Here is a 23,015-nt window from a genome sequence, read left to right as displayed (position 1 = left end):
TAAATTAATAACTTGTCGGAAAAGGTGCGTAAAAGTTCTTTTCCGACAAGTTTAGTTTTATCATCTGCGAAAGTTGATGTTTTTTGATATATTTTCGCAGCTTATCTCGAATTATTTGTTTTGCATTATGCAATTTGCATAATTTAATTTGCATAATTCGAGAAATCTTATTATCTTTGCCGCCATAACCAATGATTTAGTTAGGTAAAGAGTATGGAGAATCCTTTTATTATCACAGGCAAGATTAAGCCAGAGTACTTCTGCGACAGAGACGTAGAGGCAGAGAAAATCATCCGAAAGGTAACTTCGGGTGAAAATATTGTGTTGATGGCTGCACGGCGTGTGGGCAAAAGTAAGCTTATCGACTTTTGTCTCGACTCGCCGATGGTCAAGAATGATTTTATCGCCATTTCCATCGACATACTCCGTACTTCGAGCATCCAGGAGTTTGCCTTCGAACTAGGTAAGGCTGTTTTCGAACAGGCGGCTCATCGCAGTCAGAAGATGCTTAAGATGGTGGTCAGCACATTGAAATCTATCAATGGGTGTTTCGGCTATGACCCCATCTCGAACACGCCGACCTTTAACCTTTCGCTAGGTGATATCTCCAATCCGCTCTATACCCTGGATGAGATATTTGCCTGTTTGGAGCATGCCGACAAGAAATGTATCGTGGCGATAGACGAGTTCCAGCAGATTGGCTATTATCCAGAGAAGAACATGGAAGCAATCTTACGCACTTATGTGCAGAAGTGCAGCAATGCCAACTTCATATTCTCTGGTAGCGAGCGCCATCTCATTACGAAGATGTTCTCCGAAAAGGCGCATCCATTCTACAATAGTGCCGACATGATGAACTTGGAGGTGATACCATACGATAAGTATTTGGAATTTGCGAAAAGTTTGTTTGCCAGGTTTGGGAAGGACGTGGAGGAAGAGGCTGTGCGTGATGTCTATGATACGTTCGGAGGAAATACGTATTATATGCAGAAGGTGTTTCATGAAGCTTTCAACCAGACGGATGTAAAGGGCAAGGCTGACAAGGCGATGGCGGAAGCCATCATCCACATGATGATATTGGACAACGACCGTAAGTTTAGTGAAATCTTGTCGCGTCTCACGCTCCCTCAGAAGGAATTGCTCTATGCGATAGCCAAGGATGGCATTGCCAAGCAGATTACTTCCACTGTTTTTGTAAAACGGCATAATCTACGCTCTGCCAGCAGCGTTCAGTCTGCCATCAAGAAATTGCTGGAGTATCATCTGGTATCTACTTCGTTGGGTACGTACTATATTGATGACCAACTGATGAAGCTGTGGCTGAATTAGCTCTATAATCTGCGAAAGTTGATGATTTTTGATATATTTTCGCAGCTTATAGGCGTATTTCCGATTTGCTAAATAGTTACAAAATCTGTGTTTATGAGTCTTTATTGATGAATAACAAAATGAATATAAACAAATACGGAATAAACAATATGTATCTAAAACAAACGTTTTTAATAATAGCTTTGGGGGCGATGGCGATGACTGCTGCCGCACAGGCTAGTATTGATACACAGCGCCAGTACCTCTCGGGACATGGATGTGATGATATGGTGAACTGGGACTTCTACTGCACAGGTGGTAGAAATGCCGGCAAGTGGACCAAGATTGGTGTGCCTTCCTGCTGGGAACTGCAGGGATTCGGTACCTATCAGTATGGCATGCGATTCTACGGAAAGGCTACTCCGGAAGGTATTGCTGACGAAAAAGGAAAATATAAATATGAGTTTACGCTGCCACAGGAGTGGGAGGGCAAACAGATAGAACTCGTCTTCGAAGCCGTGATGACTGATGCCAAGGTGACCATCAACGGCAGAAAGGCGGGAAACGGCTTGCATCAGGGCGGTTTCTATCGCTTTACTTATGATGTGAGCGACCGCATCTTCTTCGGAAAACATAAGAACAGACTCGAAGTGGAGGTGAGCAAGGAAAGCAGCAACAGTCAGGTGAACATGGCGGAGCGCCGTGCTGACTACTGGAACTTCGGTGGCATCTTCCGTCCTGTATTTATCGTGGCAAAACCTGCTCAGAACATCAACCGTGTGGCGATTGATGCCAAGGGTGATGGTCATTTTATGGCAGATTGCTACCTGAACCGTGCTATCAAGGGTGCGAAGGTGAAGACTGAGATTCTGGATGAGAAAGGAAAGGTGGTGGCATCGAACGTGGCTGATGCCAGAAACAGCGATGAGGCGCATGTCGACTTCCAGGCAAAAGCACCTAAGCAGTGGACTGCCGAGACTCCGCATCTCTATACTGCCGTCTTCACACTCCAGGATGCAGCAGGCAAGACGCTCCACAGAGAACGTCAGAAGTTCGGCTTCCGCACCATCGAATACCGTGCCAGCGATGGCGTTTATATCAATGGTCAGAAAGTTATCTTCAAAGGCGTGAACCGTCACAGCTTCCGTCCGGAGACCGGTAGAACGCTGAGCAAGGCGAAGAATATAGAGGATGTGAAACTCATCAAGAGCATGAACATGAATGCCGTGAGATTGAGTCATTATCCTGCCGATCCGGAGTTCTTGGAGGCTTGCGATTCGCTCGGTCTCTATGTCGAATGTGAGTTGAGCGGATGGCACTGGGCACATCCTACCATCGTGGGCAAGCAGCTGGTGAAGGAGATGATTACCCGTGATGAGAATCATCCTAGCATCATCTTTTGGAGCAACGGTAACGAGGGTGGTTTCAACTACGGACTTGAGCCAGACTTCGCTTTCTGGGATAAGCAGAAACGCGTGGTACTCTATCCTTGGGCTAACCGCAACGGCTTTGAAACCAAGCATTACCGCTCTTATGGCGAGACCCAGGAGTATATGCGACAGAAGGAAATCTTCATGCCTACCGAGTTCCTGCATGGTCTGTATGACGGCGGACATGGAGCAGGACTGAAGGATTACTGGGACATGATGATGGCGAATCCTCGCTGTGCCGGCGGATTCCTCTGGGATCTGATGGACCAGGGTGTGGTGCGTACCGACAAGAATAATTATGTAGACTGTATGGGTAACTTTGGAGCCGATGGTATCGTGGGTCCTCATGCCGAGAAGGAAGGCTCTTACTATACGATTAAAGAGGTATGGTGCCCGGTACAGTTGACTTGGAATGATGTGGAGAAAGGTGAACTCACCTTATCTAATCAGTATAACTTCGTGAATCTGAAGGATTGCCGCTTCTCTTATCGTCTGTTGCAGATGCCAGCGATGGGCAGCACTCAGGTCAAGGTATTGAAGCAGGGCAATCTCTCTTCTCCGGATGTAGCTCCGGGCAAGGAAGCCCAGGTGAAGATACCGATGATGGCGAATGCTGATGCGGTAGAAATCAAGGCTGTGAACCATGAAGGTGAGGAAATCATGACATGGAGCAGGGGAGTGAAGAGTGAAGAACGAAGAGTGAAAAATTCAAGTGCTCCAAGTACTTCATCTGCTGCTTATGCTGACCAGGCTGATGCTGTTGAAGTGAAGGCGGGTGGAAGAACTTATCGCTTTGCCAAGAAAGATGGCAGACTGATGGGTGTTGAGGTTGGCAGCAAGGCAATCTCGCTGAGCAACGGACCTCGATTCATGGCTGCCAGAAGAAGCGACCGCAGTCTGGACCAGTTCTATAATCACGATGACAAAGAGGCTGAGAAGAAAAAGACACTCTATACCGAGTTTGTTGACCAGGGTGCTTTTGCCGGTTTCGAATGGAAGGAAGCGGAGGCAAAGCTGGTGGCTACATATCAGCATGGCTCACTCGATGAGGTAGACTGGCAGTTCCTTTCTGACGGTTCGGTGGCTGTAACCTGTCATTATAATTTCGGTGGCGTAGTAGATATGATGGGCATGGCTTTCGACTATCCGGAAAGCAAGGTTCGCAGCAAGGCTTGGGTGGGCAATGGTCCTTACCGGGTTTGGCAGAACCGCGAACAGGGTCCGCAATACGGCTATTGGCAGAACGACTATAATGACCCGATTCCAGCCGAAAGCTGGGATTATCCAGAGTTTAAAGGCTACTTTGCCAACGTGAAGTGGATGCAGTTCAAGACTGATGAAGGAAAGATCGGCTTCTCTGGTCTGACTGCCGATGAGCACATGGGCGTTTATACCCCTCGTGATGGTAGAGATGGTCTGCTCTATACCTTGCCACAAACCGGTCTGGCAGTCTTCAAGGTGATACCTTCAGTAAGAAACAAGGTAAATACCACCGACCTCAACGGACCTTCAGCCCAGCCAAAATGGCTGAACGGTAAGGGTAAGACTGTGTTTACTTTGAACTTTGAGCTTTGAACTGTTAACTTTAAACTGTTATGAACTGTTATGAACTGTTATGAATAAGAAAAAACGATATACGGTGATGGCATTGTCGGCGCTTCTGGTAGCGTCGACAATGGCTCATAATGACGAGGCTAAGCCCTGGACCTTCTGGTACTGGATGTATGGCGCCGTTTCCAAGGCTGGTATTCATGCCGATCTGGTCGGTATGAAGAATGTTGGTTTGGGCGGTACCTATCTGATGCCAATCCGTGGTGTCAGCGAACGTCCGGAGTATCAGGGCGAGGCGGCACAGTTGTCACCTAAGTTCTGGGAGATGGTGGATTACTCTTTCCAGCAAGCCGACTCCCTGGGCCTTGACATGGGCATTCATATCTGCGACGGTTTCGCCCTGGCAGGCAATCCGTCTATCCTTCCTGCCGAATCGATGCAGAAGGTGGTATGGACCGATACCATTGTGGGTGGCGGTAAGAAGATAGAAGGCATGCAGATGTGGCAACCCGAAAGTTATAAGGACGGGAAGTTGCAGCCTGCTGGAAGCGAGGGTGGATATTATCAGGACATCGCGGCTTTTGCCATCCGATGCAAGGAGAAACCCCAACTCTTCAAACCGGAGAAGATAGAATATACCGAGGCTGTTTCTACCGCCAAGGGCTATTATCTGGCAGCGAAACCTGCCTCTATCATCTATTCGTTTCATAAACCCGTCACGGTGCGCAGCATGCGTGTGGTGCCTAACGGCAACAACATCCAGTCGCAGCGCCTCCTGGTACAGGCTTCTGATGACGGCATCAACTTCATAGATATCAAGCAGTTGGTGCCTCCCCGTCAGGGTTGGCAGAACACGATGTGTGATTATACCTTTAGTTTGCCGACTACCACCGCCCGCTATTTCCGATTCTCATGGACGCCGGAAGGTACAGAGCCGGGAGCAGAAGACCTGGATGCAGCTAAATGGAAACCGCTGCTGAAACTGGAGAATATCATCTTGAGCAATCAGCCGATGATTAACCAGTATGAGGGAAAAACGGGTGCCGTATGGCGTATCGAAACCGATGCGGCAGCTAAGAGCGAGACCGTGGCGATGGCAGATGTACTGCCTTTGAAACTGGAAAATGGAATGGTGATGGGTGTCATGGTGAACGGCAACCTGATGAATAAGTTGCCTAAGGGCACCTGGCGCCTGTTGCGAATGGGACATACCTCAACAGGACAGACCAATGCAACAGCCGGAACCGGTAAGGGACTCGAAGTGGATAAGTTCTCACCGGCAGCCGTCAGGAAACTTTTCAATTCCTGGTATGCATTGTTCCTGAACCGTCCGCACAGCGATGTGGTGAAGTATCTGCACATCGACTCCTGGGAGTGTGGCAGTCAGAACTGGGGCTATCAGTTTGCCGAGGAGTTCAAGGCACGCCGCGGTTACGACCTCATCCCATACCTCCCGATTATGGCAGGTGTTCCGATGGAGTCGGCTTCCAGATACGAACAGGTACTGAAGGATATCCGTCTCACCATCAATGACCTGGTAAACGAGAAGTTCTTCAAGACCTTTACCGATCTGGCTCATGAACAGGATATAGAAGTATCTCACGAGAGTATTGCACCAACCTTCCCTGCCGATGGTCTGCAGCATTATCAGTATGCCGACAATCCAATGGGAGAATACTGGCTCAATTCGCCTACTCACGATAAACCCAACGACATGCTCGATGCCGTGAGCGGTGCACATATTTATAATAAGAACATCGTTCAGGCAGAGGGATTCACCGAGGTTCGTGGTGTATGGAATGAGACACCAGCCATGCTCAAGCCGATGCTTGACCGCAATCTGGCGCTTGGCATGAACAAACTCTTCTTCCATGTAACTGCCCATAATCCTTGGATGGACCGCAAGCCTGGTATGACGCTTGATGGCATCGGTCTCTTCTTCCAGCGCGACAATACCTGGTATCCTGAGGCACGCGGTTTTGTGGATTACATCACCCTGTGTCAGAATTATCTGCAGCAGGGCAGACCGGTGGTAGACATCGCCGTGTTTACAGGCGAAGAGATTCCGAGCCGTTCGCTTACTCCGGATAAACTCGTTCCGATGCTTCCGGGTGTGTTTGGCGCAGAACGGGTGGCTAGTGAACAGAAACGTATGGCTAATGTGGGCATTCCGATGGAAGAATCGCCTGTGGGAGTAACTCATTCGGCGAATATTCTCGATCTGAAAGACTGGTGCAATGCCCTGCATGGCTACAAATATGATTCGATGAATAAGGATGCCTTGCTGAAATGGAATTTCGAATACAGTCCGAAGGGCAAGTTGCCAGGAAACCAGGACTACCGCATCCTGGTGGTTCCGCAGCCGGCAAATACCCTGTCTGCCGAGGTAAAGGCGAAGATAGAGGAGTTGCGCGAGGAAGGCATCATTATCATCGACAAGCCTTATCAGGCAAAGGACTTCTCTCAGTATGGCATCGAACCGGATGTCGTTCTGCCCGAGAATATGGATTATGCTCACCGCTGTGTGTTGGAGGCAACAGGCAGAAAGGACATCTATTTCCTGACTAACCAGGAGGATAAGGAACGCCAGATTACGGCAACCTTCCGTACCAGAACTTCCAAAATCCGCCAGATTGTGAAATTGAGTCTGCCTGCTTATGGTTCCGCTTTCGTTATCCTCTCGAACAAGGAAGACATGCAGGTTATCAGTCAGACAGGTCATAAACTGGTTGAAGAAGAAGGTGCAGGTTTTACAGAAAACTATCCTTCTGTGCTGGCTGTAGCCGATAAGTGGAAGGTTCATTTCGATGATATCCGCAAAGATACCACCGTTACGCTTCCTTTCGACTGGTCGAAGTCGGCAGATGAGAAGATGAAGTACTACAGCGGTCACGTAACCTTTACCTCTTCTTTTGAATGGGGCGATTCTGTTCCGGTTTCAGCAGAAGAGAAAATGGAAGTTCCAGCCGAGAAAACGAAGACGGCTCCTTCTAATGACGGATTCATCAAAATCCAGTTGGGCAAGATTGGTGATGTGGCACGTGTGCTGGTCAACGGCAAGCAATATGGTTATGCCTGGACAGCTCCTTACGAGGTGTATGTTCCGAAGCGCGACCTGAAGAATGGCAGCAACGAAATACAGATTGTTGTAGCCAATACCTGGCACAATGCGCTGCAGGGTGCTGGCGAGGGAAAGGCTCCGTTTAAGGGAATCTGGACCAATGCCAAATATCGCACCAAGAGCAAGGCGCTTCTGCCTGCCGGATTACTCTCCACGATTAACATCGTGTATTAGTTTATAGTTAATAGTTGATAGTTAATAGTTCATAGCAAGACTGCTCATTTAACATTTAACACTTAACATTTAACATTGAATAAAATGAAGAAACTGTTATGTTCAGCTCTGCTGCTTGCCATGACTCTGGCAGCGCAGGCAGAAGTGAAACTGCCAAAGATCTTTGGCGACAATATGGTATTACAACAGCAGACGGAATGCAACCTCTGGGGTACTGCTGATGCCAACAAGGTGGTAAAAGTGCGTGCTTCCTGGAACGGCAAGACCTATAAGACTCAAGCCGATGCCCAGGGAAAATGGGCGATGAAGATAGAAACGCCTCAGGCTGGCGGCCCTTATGAACTGAGTCTGAGCGATGGAAAGGAACTGAAACTTCACAATATCCTGATTGGTGAGGTCTGGATCTGTTCGGGTCAGAGTAACATGGAGATGCCGATGAAGGGATTCAAGGCACAGCCTGTTGCGGGCACTCCTGAAGAACTGATGCTGTGTAAAGACCAGCAGTTGCGCCTTTTTACGGTTCAGCGCAATGCCCAGTTGCATCCTGTTGATACGGTGGCTGGCGACTGGAAGGAAGCTGATGCTGCAAGCGTTCGTGAGTTTAGTGCTGCTGCTTATTATTATGGTAAGACGTTGCGCCAATCGCTGGGTGTACCAGTAGGTCTGATTGTTACTTCCTGGGGCGGTAGTGCCTGTGAGGCATGGATCAACGGCAATCTCATCAAGAGCGATTGGCTCAAGGCATTCCCTAAACTTCATACACCTTGGAATGAGGCTGATGTGAAGAAATATCAGCAGCGCTGTCCTTCGGCTCTCTATAATGGTATGCTCCATCCGCTCATCGGTTACACCATGAAGGGTGTTATCTGGTATCAGGGTGAGGATAACTGCAATCGCTATGCTACTTATGCCGACCAGATGCAGACCCTGGTAAACAGTTGGCGCAAGGAATGGAAGCAGGGGATTTTTCCGTTCTATTATTGTCAGATTGCACCCTACGATTATAGTCTGATAAAATGGAAAAACAACAGTGCCCTGCTTCGTGAAAAGCAGATGGAGGCAGAGAAGCGCATCAGCAACTGCCGTATGGCTGTATTGCTTGATGCCGGTCTGGAGTATGGCATCCATCCACGTAAGAAGAAGGAGGTGGGCGAGCGTCTGGCTCTGCTTTCTCTTGCCAATACTTATGGTCAGAAGGGATTGCCTGATTTCGCTGTCTACAAGAGTGTTGAGTTCAAGGGCGATACCGCTGTAGTCAGCTTCGACCGCAGCAAGGAGTGGGTTTACTTCAACAATGGTCCTAAGAGCGACAACTTCGAGATTGCCGGCGAAGATCAGGTATTCCACAAGGCACAGGCTTGGATTTCACGCAACAAGGTTTATGTAAAGAGTGAGGACGTGAAGAAACCTGTGGCTGTGCGCTATGCGTTCAAAAACTGGGTTGTGGGCGACCTTTTCCACGATGGTCTGCCTGTCAGCTCTTTCCGTACCGACGATTGGGAAGTGAAGTAATAGTTTATAGTTAATAGTTTATAGTTAATAGTTTATAGATGAGATATTACATATTGATGGCTATGATGCTTTTGCTGGGCGCAGGCTCGGCAAAGGCATCGGCTTACGATGATACATCGGTGGCGGGTTTGTTTCCTGTCAACAACCAGGGACGCGAGGTGTGGAATTTCAATCCCAACTGGCGGTTCCATCTGGGTGATGTGCTGGGCGCAGAACGTGCCGACTATGATGATACAAGCTGGGGGGTAGTTTCTACCCCTCATAGTGTGAAACTGGAACCTGCTGAGGCTTCGGGTTGCCGCAACTATCAGGGTATAGCCTGGTATCGCAAAACCTTTATCGTGCCGGGCAATCGCTCTGAAATCTATTTCGAGGCAATAATGGGCAAGCAGAAGATTTATGTGAACGGCAAACTGGCTAAGGAGCACTTCGGCGGTTACCTGCCTGTTATCGTCAACCTGAAAGAGCAGGGACTGAAGAAGGGCGATAAGTGTGTGGTGGCTGTGATGGCTGACAACTCTAATGACAAGAGTTATCCTCCTGGCAAACCGCAGTATACACTCGACTTTGCTTATCATGGTGGTATCTATCGCGATGTATGGCTTATCAATAAGAAGGAGATTTCTATCACCAACGTGATTGAAGCCGACCGCCGTGATGCCGGCATCTTCGTTCATTTCTCGAATATTTCAGAGAAGCAGGCGAAGGTGTTTGTTGATGTCGACTTGCAGAATGTGGGCGGAAAGGCACGCAAGGTGAAGGTGGAGCAGAGTCTGCTGGATGCTTCGGGCAAGGTGCTCAAGACCATTTCGCAGAATGTGCTCCTGGCAGCTGGCGATGCACATCAGACCGTCAGACAGATGTTCTCTGTCAGGAATCCGCATCTCTGGTCGCCGGAGACACCTTATTTATATAGTGTGGTTACCCGCATCAAGGATGGTAAGCAGGTATTGGACGGCGGAAAGACCAAGTTAGGTATCCGCAGCTTCGAGTTCCGTGGCAAGGAAGGTTTCTGGCTCAATGGCAAGAAATACCGTCAGTTTATCGGTGCCAACCGTCATCAGGATTTTGCTTATGTGGGCAATGCACTTCCCAACAGTCAGCAATGGAGAGATGTGCTCCGTCTGAAGAATGCCGGTTTCAACATCATCCGTACTGCCCACTATCCTCAGGACCCGTCGTTCATGGATGCCTGCGATGAACTCGGAATCTTCATCATCGTGGCTACACCGGGCTGGCAGTATTGGAACAAGGACCCTCAATTTGCCGAGCGTGTGTTCCAGAATACCCGTGAAATCATCCGTCGTGACCGCAACCATCCTTCGGTTCTGATGTGGGAGCCTATCCTGAATGAGACCCGCTATCCTAAGGATTTCGCCCTGAAGTCGCTGCAGTTGACCAAGGATGAGTATCCTTATCCATACCGTCCTGTGGCTGTTGCCGACTGGAATTCGGCAGGTGTCAAGGAAAATTATGATGTGGTTTACGGATGGCCGGATATGGATATGAGCGGCATCAGCCAGTGTGTCTTTACCCGAGAGTTTGGTGAGTATGTGGATGACTGGTATGCGCATAACAACCTGAACCGTGCCAGCCGCAGCTGGGGTGAGAAACCGATGCTGACCCAGGCTTATTCTCTGGCGAAGACAACAGAGGAGATGCACACACCGGGACAGTTTATCGGTGGTTGCCAATGGCATCCTTTCGATCATCAGCGCGGCTATCATCCAGATCCTTACTGGGGCGGTATCTATGATGCATTCCGACAGAAGAAGACTGCTTATTATATGTTTGAGTCACAGCGCAGCGACCAGCCATTTGTGCATATCGCTCACGAGATGACCCAGTTCAGCGATGCCGATGTGACGGTATTCTCTAATTGTGACAGCGTTCGTCTTACCACCTATCAAGGTGCTCATACCTATACTTTGCCAGTTCTTCATCCTACGGCAGCCGCCTTTAATGCCCCTGTGGTATTCAAGAATGCCTGGGATTTTTGGGAGGCTCGCGAATACAGTTATAAGAAGAAATCTCCTCAGATGGTAGTGATGGTAGCAGAGGGATACAAGGATGGCAAGGTGGTTTGTACCGACCAGCGCATGCCTTCCCGCCGCAGCACCAAACTCCGTCTTTATGTTGATGAGATGGGCAAACCGCTGGTGGCTGATGGCAGCGACTTTGTGGTTGTGGTAGCCGAAGTGACCGATGATAACGGTCATGTTCGCCGTCTGACTAAAGAGAATATCCGCTTTACCCTGGAGGGTGAGGGCGAAATCATTGGTGATGCCAGCATCAATGCCAATCCGAGAGCTGTAGAATGGGGTAGTGCTCCTATCCTGGTGCGCAGCACGATGAAGCCGGGCAAGATTAAGATTCATGCCGAGGTTCAGTTCCCGGGTACTCATGCTCCTACTCCTGCCGACCTGGAGATAGAGAGCGTAGCTTATCAGGGAACCATGATGATGGGTACAAAGACTGCCAAGTCTGCCACTTCATCATCTGTTCAGAATGCTTCTTCTGCCACTTCTTCTTCTTCTCATGAGTTTACACCCGAGCAGAAGGCAAAGATGCTGAAAGAGGTAGAAGACCAGCAGGCTGATTTCGGTATTAATAATTAATAATGCGTAACCGGAGAGTTCTTTGCAGAAGATTCCGTTTACGTAATCGTTATCGTCTTGAAATCTTCAAAAAACAGAAAGTTTATTGGAGATTTCAAGACTTTTTTGTACTTTTGCATACGTGAAACGATATTTTACCATACTTTTCTGTTCGCTTTATGCCTTGTTGGGTATGGCACAGAACAATATGCAGGTAGCTCATTATTCTACGAAGGAAGGGTTACCTCACGACATCGTATACTGTTCTCTGAAGTCGGAAGACAGTTTCCTGTGGTTTGGAACCTGGTTCGGCTTATCCCGTTTCGACGGTTCCCGTTTTGCCAATTATTCTGATGCTTACAACTCTTCTTCCGACCAGCCACCCCGTAAGGTAGAATGGTTGGCAGAAGATGCTCTGGGCAATCTCTGGATCAAGACGCTCGACTGGAAACTCAGCGTCTTCTTCAAGCAGACCGAACGTTTCGAAGATGTCTATGAAGAACTGAAACCTTATGCCCGTAATCTGCAGGTCATCAAGATTCAGGCAGATGGTACCGGCAAGATTCTCCTGCTCACCAAAGATAAGAACCTGCTTCTTGCAGAAACATTAAAGGATGGAAACATCCGTATCCAGACGCTGGTAGATGCCCGAAAGTATATCAATACGTTCAATTATCAGTTGCGCCAGGATGTGGTACAGCTGAAGGCTTCGCGTGCCAACTATGTAGGAAAGGATTATCAGATTTATTCCGTTCCTGTTACTGCGAAAAACAGGAAGTGGACGCTCGGCATGTGGCAGCAGTATTTCGCCCGTAAATCGAAGGAACATTTTGTTTATCATACCCCGAACGGATGTGTGTGGCAGTTGGATGAGTCGCATACCGCCCTGGTGTGCCGTAATCCGAAGACCGGATGGGAACGCCGTTATCCGGTTTCGGGCGTAGGTAAGGTGGTGGAACCTAAGTTCATCGCCACCTCTCATCATGGTTACTTCTATCTTTCCGGTGCTGGCGAAATTATCTATATTGATCCGCAGACGATGAAAGGCGTTAACCTGGCTTTCCTTCCTAAGTTCCAAGACCATAAGCCAGATAGCCACTTCTTGAACATGAACCTGGACAAGGACGGACTGTTGTGGCTCACTTCTGCTGATAATGGCATTTACCGTGTCAGTTTCACCCCCAACCAGTTCCGTGTCATCCCTTTGCCGGATGGTGATAAGAGTGGAGTGAAAGCCATCTGCCAGTTGAAGAATGGTGATGTGCTGGTGGGTGCCCGCAGCAAGAATGTTTATCTGTTGGATATGCAGGGCAGGGTGAAGCAGGTGTTCGATTATGCCCATCATCAAATCGGCAGCATTTATCATGCCATGTGTGATGACAGGCAGAATCTCTGGCTCTCTACCAAGGGAGACGGATTGGTAAAACTGACTCCCGATGCCTCCAGACCAATAGGGTATCGCATCGATCATTACCGTCATGATGCCCGGGATCCTTATTCCATCAGCGGCAACAATGTCTATATGACCTGTCAGGATTCCTACCATCGCATCTGGGTGGCTACGCTGGATGGAGGTCTCAATCTGCTGCAGGAACAGGGCGGAAAGATGCGCTTCTATAATAAATATCATGGTATGAAAAACTATCCCGGTTACGGACTCTACATGGATGCCCGCAACCTGGTAGAGGACAGTCATCAGAGAATGTGGGTAGGAACGATGGACGGACTGATGTCTTTCAAGACAGATTTCAAATCGGTAGGCGACTTGCGCTTCGAGACTTATCGCAATACCGATATCAATACCCGTGCCAATAGTGACATCTACGGACTTTACAAAGATAACAACAGGCAGGTTTGGATGTGTACCTTTGGTGGAGGTCTGAGTCGTCTGGATGGTTTTGATGAAGTGACGCATCTGCCTATCCTTACTTCTTTGGGAGCAAAGGAAGGTTTGCATAATGATGTCATCATTTCGATTTTAGAGGATAAGATGGGACGCCTTTGGCTGGTAAATGCCGATGGCTTGTCGTGCTATGATTATCAATCAGACCGCATCCAGCATTTCGACAATTCCGACGGTTTCCCTGATGTCCAGCTTGAGGAATCTTCTGCGGCTTTGATCCAGAATGGGGAGATATGGCTGGGGTGCAAGGAAGGAATCCTTGCTTATCAGCCGGAACGTATCCATACCACCCGTCTGCAATATCCTATATATATAATAGGTGGAGAGGTGAACAACCGCGATATCCGCAGTTACAATCAGCCAGCCATCTTGGAGAAATCGATGGTTTATACCGATCGTCTCACCCTGCGTCATTCCCAGTCGATGTTCACTCTGGAGTTTGCTGCCCTGAATTTCTGCAATCCGGAGCGCATCAGCTACCGTTACCAGCTGAAGGGTTACGACCATGACTGGCATTATGCCGGCAAGAACCGTCTGGCTTCCTATACCAATGTGCCGTCGGGAACCTATCAGTTTATCGTAGAGGTAATGGATGCCACCAATCCTGATTCTCACAGCACGAGAGAGTTGACCATCACCATTCTTCCACCCTGGTGGGCTACGTGGTGGGCTTATCTCATCTACATCATTCTGATATCCGTAGCCAGCTACTATGCTTTCCGCTATGCGAAGTATCAGATTCGGCTGAAGAACAATATCTACATCCAGAACCAGCTGGCAGAGTATAAGCGCAAGTTTAATGCCGAACAGCAGGATAAGCAGTTTGCTGACAAGGTGCGCCGGTTTATGGAAGCCAACCTGACCAATGCCGATTTCGAGATAGATATGCTGGCACAGGAATTGGGCATGAGCCGTTCAGCCTTCTTCAAGAAGACGAAGGCTGTGATGGGCTGTTCGCCAAGCGATATGGTGAAGGATTTCAGACTGAGTCATGCCGTAGAATTGCTGAAGCATTCCGGTCAGAGTATCACAGATGTAGCCTACTGTTGCGGCTTCACCGATGTAGGCTATTTCGGCAAGTGCTTCCGTAAGAAATATGGCATGTCGCCAAGAGAGTATGTAGCGCAGCAGCAGGAGAGTGAAATAAAAAAATAAAGTTTTTTATAAAAAATCTCAAAAAAGGTGATTACAGCGTGAACCAATGTGCGTCTTTTAGGCAATTGAAACAAACAAATTAAATGTTGACTAATCATTTTTACCTAAAAGGCTAATGAAACAACTGTCTTATCATAGTAGGTTTATATTGGTTCTGTTATTTACGTTGTTGAACACTTTACCAATATGCTCACAGGCGGCAACTCCTAGGTACAGGATAGCTGCTTGCGACTGGATGATGCTGAAACGTCAGAAGCTGGGCGAGTTTAAACTGGCTCATGAATTAGGAGCAGATGGCGTTGAGGTTGACATGGGCGGATTGGGTAAACGCGTGTTATTTGATAATCAGCTTAGAGAACCACAACAGGCAGAAAAGTTTCAGGCTGCAGCCCGTCAGTATGGCGTAGCTGTTCCTTCTATGGCGATGAGTGGCTTCTTCGCTCAGAGTTTCCTGACTCGTGATAATTATCAAGACCTTTTGAAAGATTGTTTCCAGACGATGAAACTCTTTGGCAGCAAGGTGGCTTTCCTTCCACTCGGAGGTAGCGGAAAAGACTGGCAGCAGGAAGGCTGTGCAGCATACCAGCAGATGGTTTCTCGCCTTCGCACAGCCGGTGAGATGGCAAAGCAGGAGGGTATCACCATCGGTATCAGAACCGGAATGGGAGCTAAGTTTGATAAGAAACTGCTGAAGAAAGTAGGCAGCAGTCAGATTAAGGTCTACTACAATTTCCAGGATGCAGCCGATCATCATCGTGATATCTGCAAGGAACTCCGGAAGTTGGGCGCCCAGCGTATCGTCCAGATACATGTTTCCAATACAGATAGCGTAAATCTTCAGGAAGACCCGGAGATTAATCTTCCGAAAATCAGGAAGACGCTTGACAAGATGAAATGGAGCGGCTGGCTGGTGGTAGAGCGGAGCCGTGATGTAAAGAGGGTAAGAGACGTGAAATATAATTTCGGTAGAAACATCGCTTACTTAAAACAGGTATTTCAAGAGCGGTAACAGTTTCGGGGAATAACTGGCAAACTACTTTTTTATAATTAGGAAAGTGTAAATCGTGTTAGAAAAGAAATAAATAAAAATATAGTTAAACCTAAAAAAGACAATTATGAAGAAAAATCATTTCATTGCGCGGAAAGGACTCTTCTCTCTGGCACTTGCTGCCGTAGGAGCGATGTTCTTGGGTTCGTGTGCCGTTGATGGTTTTGATGACAAAGAGAAGTTTGACGACGGCGTGTCTGGAGTGAAACTTGAGTCACCTGAACTCTCGACAAAGACAGTTGCTGCTTCTGATGGTTCAGATAAGTTGCAAGTATCATGGAAGGTAGTCTATGGCGCTGGCGGTTACGAGTGTAAGGCTTATAATGTGGATGATCCAGACAATCCTGAGGAGGTGGCGAGTGATACCATTGATGGTACTTCTTTCCAATTCAAGATAGCTGAAGATACCAATTATAAGATTGAGGTACGTACCTTGGGAAACAAGGCAAAGAACAATACTGAGGCTGATAAGCCAACAGTTAAGTCTTACAGTACTTTGGTTCCAGCGACGACCATTCCTACAGGTTCTGACATCTCTGATTTTATTGCTGCCAACTTGCAGGAATCAGATAAGGAGCAGGCTTTCGAGTTGGAAGCAGGTGGTACTTATACCTGCAATAACTCAATTGATTTCAAGGGCAACAAGATGACCCTTCGTGGTAACAAACTGAGCCATGCTTTGGTTACTATGGGTGAAGGTGCTGCCATCTATACTTCAGCTCAGCTGAAGGTGAAGTTCATCAATTTCGACTGCTCTGCCACAACTCATAAGGGTGGTATCATCGAGATGTCTCCAGAGCCACCTGCATCTTGCTCTGCAGAGTCTCAGGGCGTTGGTGCTGGCAAGAATGGTGGTAAGCCTGCCGATGTATATATCCTGCAAGACCCAATTATCATTCAGGATTGTGCCTTCAAGAATGTCATCGACGGACTCTTCTCTGTAGGCCAGTGCTCTTGGGGTATTGCTGATGTACGTGTGATGAACAGCGTGGTTCAGATGCGTAATGACGGAAAGAAGAACTCTAATGGTGCTATCATCTGCGGCTTTTCTAATGGCTTCAAGGCTCCTAGTGGCGGTCAGTTCTGGTATGGTGGTATCAAGAGCATTACCATCAAGAACTCTACTATCTACAATATTGAAAGCAATAGTAAGAATCGTATGTTCCGTTTCAACAACAAGGATTTGGACCATGCCTTCCCTACAGCAGGTGGTTCTTGTACCATGATGGATAATACCTTTATCCGTGTATATGACAAGAAGGAGTTCGGTAACAATACTCCTAATCGTAAGGAATATGTGATTACTTATGATAACAATATCTTCTACGACTGCTTCCGTTTGCAGAAGTTCATTCAGGGCAACTGTAAATTGGAATATCACCAGAATCTGAATACTGTCTGGGGTGTCGGCAGTTCAGTAGATGGAACCGATAAGGGTAAGCTGGCTACTGAAGAGGATGCTGGATTTGCTGAGGCAGAGACCAAGAAGGAACTCGATTTCACCCAGCCTAACTTCGGGCTTAATTTCAAGGCTACCGGTGCGATTTCAAGTACAATCGGTGATCCACGTTGGAAATAATTTAAACTATCTAATCTCGAAACAAGATGAAACGTAAATATATAAAGACATTGGCCTTTGGTATGGCACTTACCTGTGCTGTGCCTGCAATGGCTCAAAATAAAGTAGTGCAGGGTACTGTACTCGATGACCTCGGTGAACCTGTTATCGGTGCTACCGTAAAGGTTGCCGGTACCAAGACTGCTGTGATTACCGATATGGATGGTAACTATAAGTTGTCTGTTCCTAAGGGTGGCAAGGTTACCGTTTCTTATATCGGTTTTAGGGATGCTACTACCAATGGTGGTACTATCAAGCTGGTTGCTGACGACAAGACTCTTCAGGAGGTGGTAGTCGTAGGTTACGGTACCCAGAAGAAGGCTCACCTGACCGGTTCTGTAGCTAACATCCCAACAGATGAAATCCAGGACCTTGCTAATGGTGGCTTGGCTTCTTCTTTGGGCGGTCTGGTTAACGGTTTGAGCGTAAGTGGTGGTGAGAGCCGTCCTGGTGAGAATGCCCGTATCATGATCCGTGATACCAACTCATTGGGCGAAGTTGGTTCTACAGCCCAGCAGCCTCTCTTCGTTATCGATGGTTATATCTATCCTAACGATGTAAAGGTTGGTAACAGTTACCAGAACCTCGGTGCTGAGGCTTTCAATAACCTGGATGCCTCTGAGGTAGAGAGTATCTCTGTATTGAAGGATGCTTCTGCTGCCGTTTATGGTGCCCGTGCTGCCAATGGTGTTATCCTCGTAACTACCAAGAAGGGTAAGATGGGTGCACCTCGCATTTCTTATAGCGGTTCTTTCGGTTTCACCGATGAGGTTTCTCGCCCAAAGATGCTGAATGCTTACCAGTATGGTCGTTTGTACAATGCTGTAACAGCAGCTGACCCAACCAATACTTCCCTCAATAAGACTACTGCCCTTTTTCAGGCTGATGAGTTGGAGGCTATGAAGGGACTGAATTACGACTTGCTCGATAAGTATTGGGAAACTGGTATGACCCAGAAGCACAGCGTAAACGTAAGTGGTGCTACCGATAAGGTGAACTATTTTGCAGGTATATCTTACTTCGATCAGGATGGTAACCTCGGTAAACTCAACTATAACCGTTGGAACTATCGTGCCGGTGTGGATGTAAAAGTAAGCAAGTGGTTGGGCGCTAATCTGACTGTTAGCGGTGACTATGCTACAAAGGAAAAGCCATTGGTAAAGGTGGGTGGATCTGGCGATGAGAAGGACTACAACCTCCTTCTGACCCGTCCTACTTACATGCCTGAATCAGTAAATGGTTATGATCTCCTGGCTTATGGTCCTAGCAATACACAGAAGAACCAGAACCAGCAGTATAACTTTGCTACTTTGCAGAACAATGGCGACTACCGCAAGAACATGAATTCTAACCTGAATATCAGCGGAAGCCTTGATTATGATTTCGGTTGGAGCAAGATTCTGAAGGGATTGAAGTTGCGCTTCTCTTATTCCAAGAGTATCAATACCGATAAGGGTAATGAGTATGGTTCAAACTTCACCCTCTATCAGATGTTGACTCGTTATGGTAGCGGTAACCACCTTTATACTCCTACCAGCGGCGATAATGCAGATTTCGATTACCTGGCAGCGTCTAACTTCAATGGTGTGACAACCGCCAATGGTGACTATCTGGCTCGTACCATGGTTCGTACTGATAACTATCAGATGAACTTCACAGCCCAGTATCAGCGCGATTTCGGTCAGCATCATCTGGGTGGTCTGTTCTCTATAGAGAAGTCTGAGGCAGAGAGTGAGTACTTGCAGGGACAGCGTTTGACCCCGTATCCTTTCACTACCGGTCAGTATAACTCTGCAACAGGTGAGATGACTACTATGTTTACCCGTAGTGAGAGCGGTACCCTTTCATATATCGGCCGTATCAACTATGCCTATGCCAACAAGTATCTCTTCGAGGCTCTGGTTCGTTCTGATGCATCAACCAAGTTTGCTCCAAAGAACTACTGGGGAACTTTCCCTGCTTTCTCTGCAGGTTGGGTAATCTCAGAGGAGAGCTGGTTCCGTAACAAGGTGAAGGGAGTTGACTTCCTGAAGCTCCGTGCTTCCTGGGGTATGACCGGTCGAGACAATACAGCGGCATGGCAGTGGATGCAGGTTTATGCACAGGATGCCAACCGTGGTACAGTATTCGAGACTGGTAAGGATTCTGGCAACCGTATCACCATCAACAAGAACAATTCTGCTGTAAATTCAGACGTTCATTGGGATAAAGACTACAAGACCAACGTGGGTATTGATGCACAGTTCCTCAACAACCGTCTGGCTGTAACCTTCGATTACTATTATGAGAAGAACCGCGAGATGCTGATGAATATCAAGCAGACTGTTCCTTCTACCGTAGGTACACAGAGTGCTGCATCCAACATCGGTGAGATGGATTCATGGGGTGGTGAGTTTTCTGTTACATGGAAGGATAAGATTGGTAAGGACTTCAAGTATCGTATTGGTATCAACACAGGTTGGTCTGACAACAAGGTACTGAATATGGACTGGGTTACAGACTATCTCTACCGTCAGATTACTCCTGGTCACCGTACAGACGTAGGTCTCTGGGGTATGCAATGCATCGGTATGTTCCGTAGCTTCCAGGATATTGAGGAATACTTCACGAAGTACAACATCTCTACTTATATGGGTCTGACCAAAGACCAGGTTCGCCCTGGTATGTTGATGTATAAGGATGTTCGTGGTGCTTACGATCCTGAGACAGGTACTTATGCCGGACCTGATGGTGTCGTAGATGTAGACAACGACCAGGTAGAGTTAGGTCACCGCAGCAGCAACCTCTATGGTTTGACCATGAATTTGGGTGCAGACTGGAAGGGACTTTCTCTGACAGCTCAGATTGGTGCAAGCTGGGGCGGTTATGCCACACTTCCTGGTGCAGCATTGAAGCCAACTGGTAATCTGGAGTATTGCAACATGCCTTCATTCTGGAATCCAGACAATATGTATGTTTATCAGGATGTATATGATGGCTCAGGTAATCTCGTTGTAAAGGAGAATCGTGAGGCTTACTATCCTAACTTGAAGTATACAGATGTGAATGCTGTAGCATCCAGCTTCTGGAGAGTGAGTACAGCACGTGTGGCTCTGAACCGCTTGACCTTGGCTTATACTTTGCCAAAGAGCTGGTTGGGTAGCATCGGCATCAACAGCTGCCGTATCAATATTACCGGTCAGAACCTCATCAACTTCTACAATCCATATCCAGACAACTTCATGAATCCTATGTCGGGATCATACGGAAGCTATCCTAACCTCCGTAAGTGGACTGTGGGTGTGAATCTCTCATTCTAATGAGATACTTATATAATTTTAAAAAGAAAAGAACAATGAAAACGACAATAAAATTATTCAGTCTTGGTCTGGTTTCAGCCTTGGCTTTCAGCTCTTGTAGTGACAGCTTCCTGGAGGAAAAGAAGAACTATGACAATGTAAATAAAGACATCTACAACTATTATGAAGGATGTAATGGTCGTCTAAACGATATCTACAGTTGGTGTTTGCCAACAACCAACGATTTGACCTGGAAGTATCCTTCTATGGGTAATGCGGATGAGGCTGGTAAGTCTACTGAGGAATACAGTGGTCTCAGCTCTTTTGTAGACCCACAGGTTGAGCTGAGCTCTACCAGTTCCACAAATTCGGTTCCTGATTTCTTCATGGGCGACCAGTCTAATATCCAGGCATCTGTATATGGTAGAATCCGTAATGTCAATGATGTAATCCAGGGTATCAGCGGCAGCACTCTTTCTGAGGAACAGAAGAATGAATTGCTCGGTCAGGTATATTTCTTCCGTGCATGGTGCTATTACAACTTGTTCAAGTGGTATGGCGGTGTGCCTCTGGTTAAGGAAACACAAGATCCTTTAGAAAGTTCTGTTACTCCTCGTGCTACATCTAAGGAGACTTACGAGTTTATTCTTGATGATTTGAATAAGGCTGCTGATATGTTGGCTGCCAAGACAGAGAATGGCTCGGGATGGTCGGAGAAAGGCCGTGTAACTACTGGTACAGCCTTGGCTTTGAAGGGTCGTTTGATGCTTTTGTGGTGTAGCCCTCTCTTCAATCGTACTAACGATGAAAACCGTTGGAAGACTGCTTATGAAACCATGAAGGCTGATTTGGAGCGTATCAACAAGTGTGGTTATCACTTGTATACAGACAATGACAATAAGAATGGTTCTACCTTTGCCAAGATGTTTACCGATGGCGGTAATAATCCAGAGGCTGTGTTCGTTACCTTATACAATAATGTAACAGGTGATGGTCTCGATAATCAGAAGAACAACAACTGGGAGCGTCAGATTCGTCCAGCTAATACAGGTGGTAGCGGTAAGAATGCTTCTCAGATGCTGATTAATATGTTCCCAATGTCAGATGGTAAACTTCCTGAGAGTTGCGATACTTATACTAAGTTGGCTCGTTCTGAGAAGACTTTGGATAGCGAGACTCCATTCCTGAATCGTGACAAGCGCTTCTATCGTACATTCGCTTTTCCTGGCTTCCGTTGGGCTTACAGTGGTAATGCGTCAGAGCGCGATGCGAACAACCCTTCTGATGGTGCCAACTATGTACTTTGGAACTATGTATGGTATACCAGCATGAATGATGCCGGCAACCCTGAGAGTGGTGATTCTTATGGTGCAGACAACCTGTTGAAGAGCCGTCAGGGTGTATATGTACGCAAGAAGAGTGATGATTTGGATGTCAATTCTTCTCCTCTTTATAAGTACGTAGCTCAAGATACCAAGGGTGCAGCTCCATTCTATTCTGCTGCTCCGTTGATTGAACTCCGTTATGCTGAGGTTCTCCTGAACCTTGCTGAGGTTGCAGCAGGTGCTGGTCATCTGGATGAGGCTGTAAAATATGTTAAGCAGATTCGTGAGCGTGCTGGTTATTCAGCTGCAAATTCTGAGGATGATGGTATCACACCTGCAGCTTACAATGATCAGGCTACCTGTATCTCTCAGATTCTCTATGAGCGTCAGATTGAGTTTGCTTACGAGGGTAAGCGTTTCGATGACCTCCGCCGTTGGATGCTCTTCGATGGTGGTACTGGCAAGGTAGAGGGTGCTCCTTCTACATGGACTTTGACTGGTTGGGGTGGCAATACCTGTACATGGCTTGGCTTCAAGGCTTTGAACGGTCAGCGTCGTGAAAATATCCAGTATCGTGTTGCTGATAAGTATGGCGTAGGTGGTACAACTTTCAATTCTGACCCATTGTTGAAAGCTGGTACTGAGCGTCCTAAGGGTGTTGATCTCCGTGAGGATGATTTGAATACTCAGCTCGAGAACTTGTCTACATGGTATAAGAACAACTTGAAGATGAAGGTACAGAAGGGTGACGGTTACGATTCTAACAAGAATTACCTCTACATGAACTTCCGTCCTAAGTATTACTTCTTAGGCTTCACTTCCGGTGCATCTATCGCCAACAAGGCTTTGCCTCAGACCATCGGTTGGGGTGATTACAACAATGGTGGTGCCAATGGTACCTTCGACCCATTGGCTGAGTAATGTCAAGAGAGGAATGACGATATAGTCATAACATAATATATTAAGGTTGCGGGGTGTGTTCTCTTTTTAGAGAA

At 47.3% G+C, this 23,015-nt stretch carries 10 protein-coding genes; all 10 read left to right on the top strand.

Features of this window, described 5'->3' with window-relative positions:
* Positions 1 to 213: 213 nt before the first annotated feature.
* Positions 214 to 1,329 (top strand): ATP-binding protein, encoded by a 1,116-nt coding sequence (locus KUA48_RS07580; protein ID WP_153087853.1) that lies wholly within the window; start codon positions 214 to 216, stop codon positions 1,327 to 1,329.
* Positions 1,330 to 1,478: 149 nt separating this feature from the next.
* Positions 1,479 to 4,313, top strand: a complete 2,835-nt coding sequence (locus KUA48_RS07575) for a glycoside hydrolase family 2 TIM barrel-domain containing protein (protein WP_153087851.1) — start codon at positions 1,479 to 1,481, stop codon at positions 4,311 to 4,313.
* Positions 4,314 to 4,353: 40 nt separating this feature from the next.
* A complete protein-coding gene (locus KUA48_RS07570) occupies positions 4,354 to 7,584 on the top strand; it encodes a glycosyl hydrolase (protein ID WP_256624417.1) in 3,231 nt (1,076 codons plus the stop codon).
* Between the two features lie 84 nt (positions 7,585 to 7,668).
* A complete protein-coding gene (locus KUA48_RS07565; RefSeq protein WP_153087849.1) occupies positions 7,669 to 9,096 on the top strand; it encodes a sialate O-acetylesterase in 1,428 nt (475 codons plus the stop codon).
* 50 nt (positions 9,097 to 9,146) lie between these two features.
* Positions 9,147 to 11,714 (top strand): glycoside hydrolase family 2 TIM barrel-domain containing protein, encoded by a 2,568-nt coding sequence (locus KUA48_RS07560; protein ID WP_371833705.1) that lies wholly within the window; start codon positions 9,147 to 9,149, stop codon positions 11,712 to 11,714.
* A gap of 172 nt (positions 11,715 to 11,886) precedes the next feature.
* Positions 11,887 to 14,751 (top strand): AraC family transcriptional regulator, encoded by a 2,865-nt coding sequence (locus KUA48_RS07555; RefSeq protein WP_256624416.1) that lies wholly within the window; start codon positions 11,887 to 11,889, stop codon positions 14,749 to 14,751.
* Positions 14,752 to 14,866: 115 nt separating this feature from the next.
* On the top strand, positions 14,867 to 15,760 hold the full coding sequence (locus KUA48_RS07550; protein ID WP_118254556.1) for a sugar phosphate isomerase/epimerase family protein: 894 nt from the start codon (positions 14,867 to 14,869) through the stop codon (positions 15,758 to 15,760).
* A 106-nt stretch (positions 15,761 to 15,866) separates the two neighbouring features.
* Positions 15,867 to 17,378 (top strand): DUF4992 family lipoprotein, encoded by a 1,512-nt coding sequence (locus tag KUA48_RS07545; protein WP_118254557.1) that lies wholly within the window; start codon positions 15,867 to 15,869, stop codon positions 17,376 to 17,378.
* A gap of 26 nt (positions 17,379 to 17,404) precedes the next feature.
* Positions 17,405 to 20,716, top strand: a complete 3,312-nt coding sequence (locus KUA48_RS07540; RefSeq protein ID WP_118254559.1) for a TonB-dependent receptor — start codon at positions 17,405 to 17,407, stop codon at positions 20,714 to 20,716.
* A gap of 35 nt (positions 20,717 to 20,751) precedes the next feature.
* Positions 20,752 to 22,941: a RagB/SusD family nutrient uptake outer membrane protein gene (locus tag KUA48_RS07535; protein ID WP_218432241.1), complete on the top strand. Its 2,190-nt coding sequence runs from the start codon at positions 20,752 to 20,754 to the stop codon at positions 22,939 to 22,941.
* Positions 22,942 to 23,015 lie beyond the last annotated feature (74 nt).

The organism is Segatella copri (genome assembly GCF_019249795.2).
Lineage (GTDB): Bacteria > Bacteroidota > Bacteroidia > Bacteroidales > Bacteroidaceae > Prevotella > Prevotella copri_B.
Note: the sequence above shows the minus strand (reverse complement) of the source record. Positions and strands in the feature narration are given on the sequence as shown.

Coding starts and splice junctions, on each gene's coding strand:
- KUA48_RS07550 (WP_118254556.1), top strand. CDS start 14,867: ATGAAACAACTGTCTTATCATAGTAGGTTTATATTGGTTCTGTTATTT.
- KUA48_RS07545 (WP_118254557.1), top strand. CDS start 15,867: ATGAAGAAAAATCATTTCATTGCGCGGAAAGGACTCTTCTCTCTGGCA.
- KUA48_RS07575 (WP_153087851.1), top strand. CDS start 1,479: ATGTATCTAAAACAAACGTTTTTAATAATAGCTTTGGGGGCGATGGCG.
- KUA48_RS07580 (WP_153087853.1), top strand. CDS start 214: ATGGAGAATCCTTTTATTATCACAGGCAAGATTAAGCCAGAGTACTTC.
- KUA48_RS07570 (WP_256624417.1), top strand. CDS start 4,354: ATGAATAAGAAAAAACGATATACGGTGATGGCATTGTCGGCGCTTCTG.
- KUA48_RS07535 (WP_218432241.1), top strand. CDS start 20,752: ATGAAAACGACAATAAAATTATTCAGTCTTGGTCTGGTTTCAGCCTTG.
- KUA48_RS07565 (WP_153087849.1), top strand. CDS start 7,669: ATGAAGAAACTGTTATGTTCAGCTCTGCTGCTTGCCATGACTCTGGCA.
- KUA48_RS07540 (WP_118254559.1), top strand. CDS start 17,405: ATGAAACGTAAATATATAAAGACATTGGCCTTTGGTATGGCACTTACC.
- KUA48_RS07555 (WP_256624416.1), top strand. CDS start 11,887: ATGGCACAGAACAATATGCAGGTAGCTCATTATTCTACGAAGGAAGGG.